This window comes from Aureimonas sp. AU20, from assembly GCF_001442755.1.
GTDB lineage: Bacteria > Pseudomonadota > Alphaproteobacteria > Rhizobiales > Rhizobiaceae > Aureimonas.
The window spans coordinates 3,413,637-3,425,457 of record NZ_CP006367.1; the positions used below are offsets into that span (position 1 = coordinate 3,413,637).

Below are 11,821 nucleotides of genomic sequence, written 5' to 3' on the forward strand. Positions count from 1 at the left end.
CGACTTACCCGTTCAGGCCGGAAGAGGGCGAGGCGATCGAGGGCGTCGAGTCGCTCTTGGGCCGCTCGACCTCCATCTGTTTGCCGGTCTTGATGTAGTAGACCGTCTCGGCGATGTTGGTCGCGTGGTCGCCGATGCGCTCGATGTTCTTGGCCGAGAAGAGAAGATGCGTGCAGGCCGTGATGTTGCGCGGATCTTCCATCATGTAGGTCAGGAGTTCGCGGAAGAGCGAGGTGTAGAGCGCGTCGATCTCGGCGTCCTGGGCGCGGATTTCCAGTGCCCGCACGTCGTCGCGCGTGGCATAGACGTCGAGCACGTTCTTCAGCTGGCCCAGCGCCAGTTCCGACATGTGCTCGATGCCGCGCACCAGCTGCACCGGCTGCTTGTGGTCGGTCACCGCGATCACGCGCTTGGCGATGTTCTTGCCGAGATCGCCGATGCGCTCGAGATCGTTGGAGATGCGGATGGCGCCGACGATCTCGCGCAGGTCGTGCGCCATCGGCTGGCGCTTGCCGATCGTGAGGACCGCGCGTTCGTCCACTTCGCGCTGCAGCGTGTCGAGAAGGATGTCGTCGGCAACGACGGACTGCGCCAGACCCCAATCGGAGCGGATCAGGGCGGAGACCGCCTGCTCGACCATGCGCTCGGCCTGGCCGCCCATTTCGGAAATGCGACGAAGGATGAATTTCAGTTCGTCGTCGTAGGACGAGACGATGTGATGTTCCATGAAACGAACTCTCCCTGTTTCGCGGAGAACGACTCCCGGCCCGATAAGGCTGCGGGAGCCGGGAGCGAGGTCAGCCGAAGCGGCCGGTGATGTAGTCCTGCGTGCGCTTGTCGTCGGGGTTCTGGAACATCTTTTCCGTGGAACCGACCTCGACGATCTTGCCGAGGTGGAACATCGCCGTGCGCTGCGAGACGCGGGCCGCCTGCTGCATCGAGTGGGTGACGATGACGATGGTGAAGTTCTGCTTCAGCTCGTCGATCAGTTCCTCGACCGTGGCGGTCGCGATCGGATCGAGGGCCGAGCAGGGCTCGTCCATCAGGATCACCTCGGGCGAAACGGCGATGGCGCGAGCGATGCACAGGCGCTGCTGCTGGCCGCCGGACAGACCCGTGCCGGCGTCATGGAGGCGATCCTTCACCTCCTCGAACAGGCCGGCCTTGCGCAGCGAGGTCACGACGACCTCCTCCAGGTCCGTCTTCGACTTGGCCAGACCGTGGATCTTCGGGCCATAGGCGACGTTCTCGAAGATCGACTTCGGGAACGGGTTGGGCTTCTGAAACACCATGCCGACCCGGGCGCGCAGTTCCACCACGTCGATCTGCGGGTTGTAAATGTCCTCGCCGTCGAGCGTGATGAGGCCCTTGACCTTGGCGCCCTCGACCGTGTCGTTCATGCGGTTGAGCGAGCGCAGGAAGGTAGACTTGCCGCAGCCCGAAGGGCCGATCAGCGCCGTCACCTGCCGCTCGTAGACGTCGAGATTGACCTCGAACAAGGCCTGCTTCGCGCCGTAGAAGACCGAGACGTTCTCGCCCTTCATCTTGGTGGCGAGGACGGGCGCGTTGGTCTTCGGGGCGGCGGTCAAATGAAGATTGTCCATCATAAGAAATCCGTTCTTTCCTACCAGCGACGCTCGAAGCGACGACGAAGCAGAATGGCGGTGATGTTCATGACCGCCAGGAAAAGGAGAAGCACGATGATCGCGCCCGACGTGCGCTCCACGAAGGCGCGCTCGGCCTCGTTGGCCCACATGTAGATCTGCACGGGCAGAGCGGTGGCGGGGTCCATCGGCGTCGCGGGGTAGTTGGCGACGAAGGCGACCATGCCGATCAGGAGCAGCGGCGCGGTTTCGCCGAGCGCGTGGGCAAGGCCGATGATCGTGCCGGTGAGAATGCCCGGCATCGCCAGCGGCAGAACGTGGTGGAACACCATCTGCATCTTGGAGGCGCCGAGGCCGAGCGCGGCGGCACGGATCGAAGGCGGCACGGCTTTCAGCGCGGCGCGCGTCGCGATGATGATGGTCGGCAGCGTCATCAGCGTCAGCACGAGGCCGCCGACCAGCGAGGCCGAGCGCGGCAGGCCGAACCAGTTGACGAAGACCGCGAGGCCGAGAAGGCCGTAGACGATCGAGGGGACGGCCGCCAGATTGTTGATGTTCACCTCGATCAGGTCGGTGAAGCGGTTCTTGGGCGCGAACTCCTCGAGATAGATCGAGGCGGCGACGCCGATCGGCAGCGCAAGGGCGAGAACGATCGCCATCATGTAGAGCGAGCCGATCAGCGCCACGCCGACGCCGGCCGTCTCGGCGCGCGAGGAGGCGCCGAAAGTGAAGAGGCCGGTGTTGAAGCGCTGGGTCAGCTCGCCACGGCTTTCCAGCTGGCGGATCCATTCCAGCTGCTGGTCCTTGATCGGCCGGCGCGCTTCGGGGATCGACAGGTCGAACTGGCCCTTCACCGCCGAGTCCACGGTGGAGTTGGCGTAGATCCAGATCTCCTGCGTGGTGCCGATGATCGAGAGATCGTCCATCACCATGTTGGCGAGCTGCGCGCGCACGCCCTGCGACAGGAGCTGCGAAGCGGCGGTGATGGCGGCGCGGTTGTTCGGGTCGATGCCGAGTTCCTTCACCAGCGCGTCCTGCACCAGGCGAGGATAGTTCGCCGTGCGCAGCACCGCCGGGTCGGCCTTGGCCCGGTCGTTCGGATCGATCACGCTCTTGGAGAAGGTGATCGGCAGACGGATCTCGGTCTGGAAGAAGGCGGTGTAGCCCTGCCCGATCACCGTCCAGAGCAGGATGGCGAGGAAGATCAGGCCGACGCCGATGGCCGAAAGGCCGTAGAGGCGGAAGCGGCGCTCGGAAGCGTAGCGGCGGCGCAGGCCGATGTCGCGACGGGCCGGACGGGCCGAGGTCGGGACGGCCGACCCTTGGGAAATCGTCGTATCGCTCATCAGTCGTACTGCTCCCGATACTTGCGCACGATGGCAAGGGCGATGATGTTGAGGATCAGCGTCAGCACGAAGAGCGTGATGCCGAGCGCGAAGGCCACCAGACTCTGCGGCGAGGTGAAGTCGAGATCACCGGTGAGCTGCGAGACGATCTTGACGGTGACTGTAGTCATCGCCTCGAACGGGTTGAGCGTGATGTTGGCGGCGATACCGGCGGCCAGAACCACGATCATGGTCTCGCCGATGGCGCGCGAGGCCGTCAGCAGCAGCGCCGACACGATGCCCGGCAGGGCGGCGGGCAGCACCACCTTCTTCACCGTCTCGGACGGCGTGGCGCCGAGCCCCATCGAGCCGTCGCGCAGAGAGCGCGGCACGGCGGTGATGATGTCGTCCGACAAGGAGGACACGAAGGGGATGAGCATGATGCCCATCACCAGACCCGCCGTCAGGATCGACTGCGCCTGGATGAAGCCGACATAATTGCCGGTGAGCAGGCCGTTGATGCTGGCCGAGATGTCGCGAAGGAAGGGGCCGACGGTGATGAGCGCGAAGAAGCCGTAGACGATGGTCGGAATGCCGGCCAGGAGTTCGAGCAGCGGCTTCACCACCGAGCGCACGCGGCTGGAGGCGTATTCGGCCATGTAGATGGCGGCGAAGAGGCCGACCGGCACGGCGAAGAGCATGGCCACGAAGGCGATGTAGAGCGTGCCCGCCAGAAGCGGGATCAGGCCGAACTGACCGGCGGCCTCGGAACCGGCGGCTGCGAAGCGAGGCTCCCAGACCGTTCCGAAGAAGAAGTCGACCGGGCGGATGCGGCTGAAGAAGTCGAGGGACTCGAACAGCATCGAGCAGACGATGCCGACGGTGGTGAGAATGGCGATCGAGGAGCAGACCACGAGGAAGGTCTTGACCACCCGCTCGACTTGGTTGCGGGCGCGAAGCCGGACCGCGATACGCGACAGGCCGAAGAGAAGGCCGCCGATCGCGAGAACCAGGGTCACGCCTGTCAGGGCGAGCCGGCTCATGTCCTCCATGTGGTTCTTTTCGAGCGCGATGGGGATCATCGCGTCGGTCGCGCCGCCCGGCAGCGGAATGCCGCGGCGCTCGAACAAAGGCTGGATGTCGGCGATGCGAGCGCTGGAAAGACCGGCCTGCTCGTCCGACGGCAAGGCGCGGATGCCCTGGCCGAGGGAGCGCACGAGCGAGCGGCCGAGCGAGACCGAGGCGGCCTGCGTGTCGGCCTCGAGGCGGCGCTCGACGGTGGCGAAGATCACCGCCGGCGAGATCGACAGCCAAAGCACCATGACGATCAGGGCGGGCACAACGGCCCAGCAGAAGACGAAGGACCCGTGATAGGTCGGGCGCGAATGCACCTTGGCGCCCGGCGAATCCGGCAGCGCGGCGCCCTTGCGGCGGCCAAGCCCATAGCCGACCAGACCGATCGCCAGGACAATCAGAATCAGAGCAAATGCGGACACCGTTCGCCGTCTCCCGGGAGAATCATGAGCAGGCGCCCGTTTCACGGGATGGCCGGCTCGCGGTGAATGTGAAGAAGCCGGCCCTTGTCGGGCCGGCCTCCGTCAAAGCTGAGAGATCAGCCCTTGATCGTGGTGCCGGCCTCGAAAGCCTTGCGGGCTTCCTCGCGCTGCGCATCCGGCGCCGGCACGAGACCGTACTGGGCGAGCGGGCCGCCGGGGCCGACCATCTGGTCGTCGAGGAAGAAGTTGACGAACTCCTTCAGGCCCGGAACGACGCCGAGATGCGCCTTCTTGACGTAGAAGAAGAGCGGACGCGACACCGGATACTTGCCGGAAGCGACGGTCTCGACCGACGGCGTAACGCCGGAAACGGTGGCGACCTTCAGCTTGTCCTGGTTCTGCTCGTAGAAGGCCAGACCGAACACGCCGACGCCCTGCGGGTTGGCGGCGATGCGGGCGAGCGTCTCGGTGTAGTCGCCAGCGATGTCCACCGCCTTGCCGTCGTTGCGGATCTGATGGCACTGCTTCTCGGCGGCCTTGTCGTCGAGGCCCGAGGTCTTGAAGGCTTCGAGCGCGCCCGAGGCCTTGCAGCCGGCGACGACGGTCTTCTCTTCGAAGACTTCGCGCGTGCCGTGGTTCTCGGCCGGGATGAAGGCGATGATGTCCTGGTTCGGCAGCGAGGCGTCGACGTCGGACCACTTGGCGGCGGTGTTGTCGACGACCTTGCCGTCCTTCACGACCTTGCCGGCGAGCGCCTTAAAGACCTGCTCGGGGGTCAGCGCGAAGCTCGGGCCCGAAGCGGCGGAGGCGAAGACGATGCCGTCATAGCCGAAACGCACTTCCTGGATCTCGGTGACGCCGGCGCCGGTGCAGGCCTTCTTCTCGGACTCCGAGATCGGGCGCGAGGCGTTGGCGATGTCGACCGTCTCCGGGCCAACGCCCGAGCAGAACTGGCGGAAGCCGCCGGAGGTGCCGCCGGACTCGACCACCGGGGTCGGGAAGTCGGGGAAGATCTCGCCGAAGTTCTGCGCCACGATCTGCGCATAGGGCAGAACCGTGGACGAACCGGCCGAATGGACGGGCTGCGCGCTCTGCGCGAAAGCGGCGCCCGTCGTCATGACGGCAGCGCCCAGGGCAAGGCTGGCGAGAAGGGATTTGCTCACAGGCGTTTCTCCATCGAAACGTTTCGAATGCGAACCGCCGGGCGAACTCGATTCCGCGGCGCTGTTCATGATCGGTCTAGCGGGCCGACGCAACCTATCTATGACAAATCCACATCCGATTTATGACAGCATAACCCTATGATTTATATTGAGATTTTTCGAAGGCCCCCGGAACGCGCAAACGGAAGCGGACCGAGAAGGTCGATCCCTGGCCGGGAATCGAGCTGATCGACAGCCGCGTGTTGTGCCGTATCAGGACGTTTCGCACGATGCTGAGGCCGAGCCCGGTGCCGCGCACGCGCCCGCTTCCGTCTTCCACGCGGTAGAATCGCTCGGTGAGGCGGGGCACGTGTTCCGGCGGAATTCCCTGCCCGAAATCGCGCACGAAGGCCTCCACCGTCTCGTCCGTTCGCGTCAGGCCGATCTGGATTCGCCCGCCCGCGTCGCCGTATTTCAGGGCGTTCTCGGCGAGGTTGCCGAAGACCTGAACCAGCTCGTCATGGTCGCCGTTCACCAGCGCCTCGCCCTCCTCCAGCCCGGTCAGTTCCAGGGCCAGGTTCTTCTCGGCGGCCGTGGGAGCGGCCTGCTGGGCGACGACGCGCATGACCGACACGAGATCGGTCAGCTCGTTCGCTTCCAACCGCCGGCGCATTTCGATGCGCGACAGGGACAGAAGATCGTCGATCAGGCGCGACATGCGCCGGGCCTGATCCTGCATGATGTCGAGAAACTGGGCACGCGCCTTGGGATCGTCGCGCGCCGGCCCTTTCAGCGTCTCGATGAAGCCGGAGAGCGAGGCGAGCGGCGTGCGCAGCTCGTGGCTGGCATTGGCGACGAAGTCGGTGCGGATGCGCTCCAGGCGGCGCATCTGCGTGCGGTCGCGAAACAGCGCCAGAAAGAAGACCGGCCGCGCCTCGCCGGGCATCGGCATGGGCAGGATGTCCACCGCCCAGGCGCGCTCGGAGGGCGCGCGCTCGGCATATTCGGTCATCTGCGCCTCGCCGCTCTCGATCGACTCGGCCATGGCGGCAATCAGCTCGGGCGCGCGAAAGCGCATCGCGATCGGATCGCCCAGCGCCATATTGCCGAAGGTCTGGATGCCGACCGCGTTGGAAAAGCGCAAAGCGAGGTTGCGGTCGAGCACGAAGGCGGGCTCGCGCATGGCGTCCACCACGCTCTTGACGCTGGCGTTCGGCCAGAGCGGCGAGGACGCGTCGGTCTTTACCGCGTTGCGCTGGCGCGAGGCGCGCGCGCCTCGCTGGATCAAGCCGACCAGGGCGGCCAGTGCCAGCGCACCGAGCGCCGGGGGCCGCGCATCGGGCACGAGATAGGCGACCAGCGCGAGGCCGATCGCCAGGGCGATGAGCGGGAGTGAGACGGCGGCGCGGCGGCGCGAGCCTTCGAAAGGAGGGGCTGTGTCGGCCATGCCGCTGCGATTCACCGCTTCGTTTCCGCATTCGAATGGGACAAGCGACACGCTTCGCACGTTCCCTCGTCAAACGCATGACAGCGACGGCCGACAGCCGAAAGAAGCCGCGGCCGGCCGGCGAAAGATGGCCTCAGCCGAGATCCCGCAGGCGCACGGAATAGATGTCGACGTCGCTCGCCCCGGCGCCCAAACCCGGCGCGATGGCTAGGCTCGTCACGTTGCTGGCCACCGCCGGCACGGTCACGTCGAAGACGAAGGCCTCTTCCGGCATGTCGGTGCTGAAGCGCTGCCGGTCGCAGATGCTCTGCTGGCCGACGAGGCAGCGCACGCCGAACTCACGCGGGCTGCCGTCCGGCGAGCCGGCGACGACCTCGATGCGCACCTGCCGGCCGGCGATCTGGCGCAGCGTGCCGGGGCCGATCGTCAGAAGCGCCTCGTTCTGGCTGCCGACGGGCGCGGAAATGCGCACGGCCTCCCGCTCGTCCGACTTGGCGACCGCCTCTATGCGCCCGCCCGCCGGGGTGGAAAGCGTTTCCAGGTCGTTGCCATCGAACACGTCGATCCAGGCGAGCTTGGGCAGGCCGTCGTCGCTTTCGATCGAGCCCGTCGTCGCCGGCGCCGTGTCGCCGCCGCGCAGGGCGCCGGTGATCGCATAGGCCAGAAGCGCAAGGCCGAGCGCCAGGAGAACCGCGAAGGCGGGAACCTTCCAACTGGGCTTCCGCGCGGCGACCTCACCCGGCGTGCGCACGCCGCCGGGCGTCCAGCCGTCCTCGTGCCGCGTTTCCTCACCCGCCTCGCCCGTCGGGGCATGGGGCGCGTCGTCATAGGGGGCGTCGAAGACCTCAGGCGCGGGCTCGGCGGGATAGCTGTTCGCAGCGAAGTCCGCTTCGACGCGGTTGATCGTCTCGGCCAGGCGCGTGCGCTGGTCCAGCGCGCTCGCCTCGTCCGCCCCGCGCGTCTCCAGCATGCGCTCCAGCGCGCGCTCGGACGCGGCATAGATGCTTTCGCGAAAGGCGGGATCGCGCGTGTCGCCGCCTTCAAGCGCCCGTCGCAGGCTGTCTTCCATCGCGCTCATGATGTCTCCGAACTGGGCAGACAGCGGAATAAGGCAGGCTTAATTCCGCCGCTTCGAACCGTGTGGATACTGCAAAGCAGGCCGATGGAGCAATTGAAAGGCGAGCGGGGCCGACGGGAAATCTCTTCTCGGCCACTCGCCCCGCTTCATCCTCTCTGAGTCCGGAGACGGGACGGCGCCGGCTTTACTTCCCGCCGGAGCGACCAATCTCCCAGCGCTGTCAGACGAACAGGCCCCGCCATGCAGTCCTCCGCCTCACCTCCCGCGCCCAATCCGATCTCGAACCATGGCGTCATCGGCGACATGAACACGCTCGCGCTCGTGGCGCAGGATGGGCGGATCGACTTCTTCTGCCATCCCAGTCTCGACTCGCCCTCGCTTTTCGCCGGGCTGCTCGACCCTGAAAAAGCCGGCGAGTTCCGCCTTTGGGCCGACGCCGACGGGCTGACCTGCCGGCAGATCTACCTGCCCGACACCAACATCCTTCTGACCCGCTTTCTCGGGCAGGATGGGATCGGCGAACTTACCGACTTCATGCCCACCGACGGGTCGGGCCGCATCGTGCGCCGCGCCAAGGCGATCATGGGGCCGGTGCGCTTTCGCGTTCTGATCCGCCCGCGCCCCGAATATGGCGCGGCCGAGCCAAGCTTCCGCGCTGTTGCCGGCGGCTTCGCGGCGAGTTGGACGCGGGCCTCGGACGGCGGGCAGGAGGAGGTCTTCTTCTATTCGTCCATCCCCTTGCGCGTGGAGGACGGCAGCATTCTGGGCGAGGCGGACCTTGCCGAGGACCAATCCATCTACGTCGTCTTCTGCCCCGGACGGGCGGACGCGCCGCCGATCCAGCCGGGCTATGCCCGCTCGGCCTTCTTCCAGACGCGCGAGTTCTGGCATCGCTGGGTGCGGCAGGGCCGCTACCCCACCTTCTGGCGCGAGCTCGTGGTGCGCTCGGCGTTGACGCTGAAGCTCCTGACCTCGGCGCGGCACGGCTCGATCGCGGCGGCCGGCACGTTCGGCCTGCCGGAAGTGGTGGGCGGCGAGCGCAACTGGGACTATCGGTTCTGCTGGGTGCGCGACAGCGCCTTCACGCTCTACGCCCTGTCGCGGCTCAACTATTTCGACGAGGCGGAGGCCTTCATCCACTTCCTGATGGAGCGGATCGTCGAGCCGCACGAGGACGTGCAGTCCGGCCTGCAAATCATGTATGCGATGGACGGCGCCGACAAGCTGCCCGAGGTCTCGCTCGACCACCTGTCGGGCTATCGCGGCTCGCGCCCCGTGCGCGTCGGCAACGCCGCCTACAGCCAGCGGCAGATGGACATCTACGGCGAGTTCATGGACGCGGTCTATATCGCGACCAAGGCGCGGGGAAAGCCGGCCTACGCCGTCTGGGCCAAACTTTCGCGGCTGATGGACTGGCTCTGCGACCACTGGCACCTACCAGACAAGGGCATCTGGGAAAGCCGGGGCGAGGACCGCGAATATCTCTCCTCGCGCCTGATGTGCTGGGTGGCGCTCGACCGCGGCATGAAGATCGCGAGCCGCGAGTCGCTGCCCGCCGACATCGCGCGCTGGCGCTCGGAGCGCGACGCCATCCAGCGCAGCATCCTGGAGGAGTTCTGGAACAAGGATCTCGGCGCCTTCACGCAGTTCAAGGGCTCCACGACGCTGGACGCGGTGGTCCTGCTCATGCCGCTGGTGAAGTTCATCAACCCGCGCGACCAGATGTGGACCTCGACGCTGAAGGCCGTGCAGGCCAATCTCGTCCATGACTGCCTGGTGAAGCGCTACATCAACACCGACGAGAACCATGACGGGCTGGAGGGCGAGGAAGGCTTCTTCACCATCTGCTCGTTCTGGTATGTCGAGGCGCTCGCCCGGTCCGGCTTCGTGTCGGAGGCGCGGCTCCTGTTCGAGAAGCTGCACAGCTACAGCAACCATCTCGGGCTCTACTCGGAGGAGCTTTCCTCCTCCGGCGACCATCTCGGCAATTTCCCGCAAGGGCTCACCCATCTGTCGCTGATCTCGGCCGCGATCTGGCTCGACCGCGCCCTGACCTCGACCAGCGGCGACCCCGCCAACGCCTCCCATCAAATGATCGAGGACCCCGATGGAATCTACTGACGCTTCGCCCTTTGCCGGCCTCCTCTCATTGAAAGGGCAAACCGCGCTCGTCACCGGCTCGTCTTCGGGCATCGGCGAGGCGATCGCCGTGGAACTGGCGCGCAGCGGGGCGGACGTCGTCGTCAACTATCACGGCTCGGCCGAAAAGGCGCTGGGTACGGTGGAGCGGATCGAGGCGCTCGGCCGGCGCGCCGTGGCCATCCAGGCCGATGTGGCGACGGAGGCCGACGTCGCGCGCCTGTTCGACGAGGGCGAGGCGGCGCTCGGGACCTTCGACATCGTGGTGTCGAATGCCGGGCTGCAGCGCGACGCCGCGATCTCGGACATGAGCCTCGACGACTGGAACAAGGTGATCGAGACCAACCTGACCGGCGGCTTCCTGGTGGGGCGCGAGGCGATCCGCCGCTTCCGCCGCAAGGGTCTGCGGGAAGAGGTCAGCCGGGCGCTCGGCAAGCTCCTGTTCGACAATTCCGTCCACCAGCGCATTCCCTGGGCCTTCCGCGCCAATTACGCGGCGTCCAAGGGCGGGCTGAAGCTTCTGATGGAATCGCTGGCGCAGGAGGTGGCGCCCGAGAAGATCCGGGTCAACGCGGTGGCGCCCGGCGCCATTGCCACGGCGATCAACGAGATCGAGCGCGACAAGCCGGGCGGCGTCGATGCCATGCTGAAGCTCATTCCCTATGGGCGGATCGGCGAACCCGCCGATATCGGCCGCGCCGCGGCCTTTCTCGTGTCGGACGCGGCGGACTACATCACCGGCCAGACCCTCTTCGTCGACGGCGGCATGACGCTCTATCCCGAGTTTCGCGGCAACGGTTGAGCTTGAACGAAAAAAGGCGGCCCGAGGGCCGCCCTGATTGGGTTCGCGAAGAAAGATCGGATCAGACGATCTCGTCTTCCTCGCCCTCTTCCGGCTCCTTGCGGCGCATGGAGGAGAGCTTGGCGAAGACGGCGGCGGCGTCGAGTTCCTCGTCCTCCTCGCGCGGGGCGGGGCGGTAGTTCTGGGTCTGCGCGGCCGAGAGCAGGCGCTCCTCCTCGGCCAGTTCCTCGGGTCGGGGCATGCCGCGCGAGGCCTTCTCGACTTCGAGGTCGAGGTCGATCTGCGAGCAGAGACCCAGCGTCACCGGGTCCATCGGCTGAAGATTGGCCGAGTTCCAGTGCGTGCGCTCGCGGATCTGCTCGATCGTGTGCTTGGTCGTGCCGACCAGGCGCGAGATGGCGTTGTCCTTCAGCTCGGGATGGTTGCGCACCAGCCAGAGGATGGCGTTGGGCCGATCCTGCCGCTTGGAAACCGGCGTGTAGCGCGGTCCCTTGCGCTTGGCCTCGGGCACGCGGACCTTCGGCGGCGCCAGCTTCAGCCTGTGGCGCCCGTCCTTCTCGGCGCGAACGATCTCGTCGCGCGTCAGCTGCCCGGTGATGATCGGGTCCATGCCCTTGATGCCCTGCGCCGCCTCGCCGTCGGCAATCGCCTTCACTTCGAGCGGGTGCAAGGTGCAGAACTCGGCGATCTGCTCGAACGACAGCGATGTGTTGTCCACCAGCCAGACGGCCGTGGCCTTCGGCATCAGGAGCTGCTGAGCCATGGGTAATAGTCTCCTAGTGGCCCAC

The 11,821-nt window shown here is 66.5% G+C and carries 10 protein-coding genes; 2 read left to right on the top strand and 8 right to left on the bottom strand.

All coding sequences use genetic code 11. The features are described 5' to 3' along the window. Positions 1-4 precede the first annotated feature (4 nt). The 7 genes from phoU to M673_RS15595 all read right to left on the bottom strand — a co-directional run bounded on the left by phoU (position 5) and on the right by M673_RS15595 (position 8,092). Positions 5-727 (bottom strand): phosphate signaling complex protein PhoU, encoded by a 723-nt coding sequence (gene phoU, locus M673_RS15565; protein WP_061976943.1) that lies wholly within the window; start codon positions 725-727, stop codon positions 5-7. A 70-nt stretch (positions 728-797) separates the two neighbouring features. After that, positions 798-1,607 carry a phosphate ABC transporter ATP-binding protein PstB gene (pstB, locus tag M673_RS15570; protein ID WP_061976945.1) on the bottom strand — a complete coding sequence of 270 codons (810 nt, stop codon included), beginning with the start codon at positions 1,605-1,607 and terminating at the stop codon, positions 798-800. Positions 1,608-1,624: 17 nt separating this feature from the next. Next, a complete protein-coding gene (gene pstA / locus M673_RS15575) occupies positions 1,625-2,950 on the bottom strand; it encodes a phosphate ABC transporter permease PstA (protein WP_061976947.1) in 1,326 nt (441 codons plus the stop codon). Next, positions 2,950-4,425, bottom strand: a complete 1,476-nt coding sequence (pstC, locus tag M673_RS15580) for a phosphate ABC transporter permease subunit PstC (RefSeq protein WP_061976949.1) — start codon at positions 4,423-4,425, stop codon at positions 2,950-2,952. Before pstC ends, pstA begins: the two co-directional genes overlap by 1 nt. A 116-nt stretch (positions 4,426-4,541) precedes the next feature. Continuing rightward, a complete protein-coding gene (locus M673_RS15585; RefSeq protein WP_061976951.1) occupies positions 4,542-5,588 on the bottom strand; it encodes a PstS family phosphate ABC transporter substrate-binding protein in 1,047 nt (348 codons plus the stop codon). A 136-nt stretch (positions 5,589-5,724) separates the two neighbouring features. Next, positions 5,725-7,014, bottom strand: coding sequence for an ATP-binding protein (locus M673_RS15590; RefSeq protein WP_148640097.1), 1,290 nt, complete (start codon positions 7,012-7,014; stop codon positions 5,725-5,727). A gap of 133 nt (positions 7,015-7,147) precedes the next feature. After that, on the bottom strand, positions 7,148-8,092 hold the full coding sequence (locus M673_RS15595; protein ID WP_061976955.1) for a hypothetical protein: 945 nt from the start codon (positions 8,090-8,092) through the stop codon (positions 7,148-7,150). Positions 8,093-8,332: 240 nt separating this feature from the next. Between M673_RS15595 and M673_RS15600 the strand changes: the two genes are divergently transcribed. Then, on the top strand, positions 8,333-10,213 hold the full coding sequence (locus M673_RS15600) for a glycoside hydrolase family 15 protein (protein ID WP_082639515.1): 1,881 nt from the start codon (positions 8,333-8,335) through the stop codon (positions 10,211-10,213). After that, on the top strand, positions 10,200-11,033 hold the full coding sequence (locus tag M673_RS15605; protein ID WP_061976957.1) for an SDR family oxidoreductase: 834 nt from the start codon (positions 10,200-10,202) through the stop codon (positions 11,031-11,033). The genes M673_RS15600 and M673_RS15605 overlap by 14 nt, the downstream gene beginning before the upstream one ends. Before the next feature lie 61 nt (positions 11,034-11,094). Here M673_RS15605 and M673_RS15610 read toward each other — a convergent pair whose 3' ends face one another. After that, on the bottom strand, positions 11,095-11,796 hold the full coding sequence (locus M673_RS15610; RefSeq protein ID WP_061976959.1) for a DUF1013 domain-containing protein: 702 nt from the start codon (positions 11,794-11,796) through the stop codon (positions 11,095-11,097). Positions 11,797-11,821 lie beyond the last annotated feature (25 nt).

Bases quoted from the DNA above. Each gene is read 5' to 3' on its own strand.
- pstB (WP_061976945.1), bottom strand. From the start codon at position 1,607: ATGATGGACAATCTTCATTTGACCGCCGCCCCGAAGACCAACGCGCCC.
- M673_RS15610 (WP_061976959.1), bottom strand. From the start codon at position 11,796: ATGGCTCAGCAGCTCCTGATGCCGAAGGCCACGGCCGTCTGGCTGGTG.
- M673_RS15590 (WP_148640097.1), bottom strand. From the start codon at position 7,014: ATGGCCGACACAGCCCCTCCTTTCGAAGGCTCGCGCCGCCGCGCCGCC.
- M673_RS15605 (WP_061976957.1), top strand. From the start codon at position 10,200: ATGGAATCTACTGACGCTTCGCCCTTTGCCGGCCTCCTCTCATTGAAA.
- M673_RS15600 (WP_082639515.1), top strand. From the start codon at position 8,333: ATGCAGTCCTCCGCCTCACCTCCCGCGCCCAATCCGATCTCGAACCAT.
- phoU (WP_061976943.1), bottom strand. From the start codon at position 727: ATGGAACATCACATCGTCTCGTCCTACGACGACGAACTGAAATTCATC.
- pstA (WP_061976947.1), bottom strand. From the start codon at position 2,950: ATGAGCGATACGACGATTTCCCAAGGGTCGGCCGTCCCGACCTCGGCC.
- M673_RS15595 (WP_061976955.1), bottom strand. From the start codon at position 8,092: ATGAGCGCGATGGAAGACAGCCTGCGACGGGCGCTTGAAGGCGGCGAC.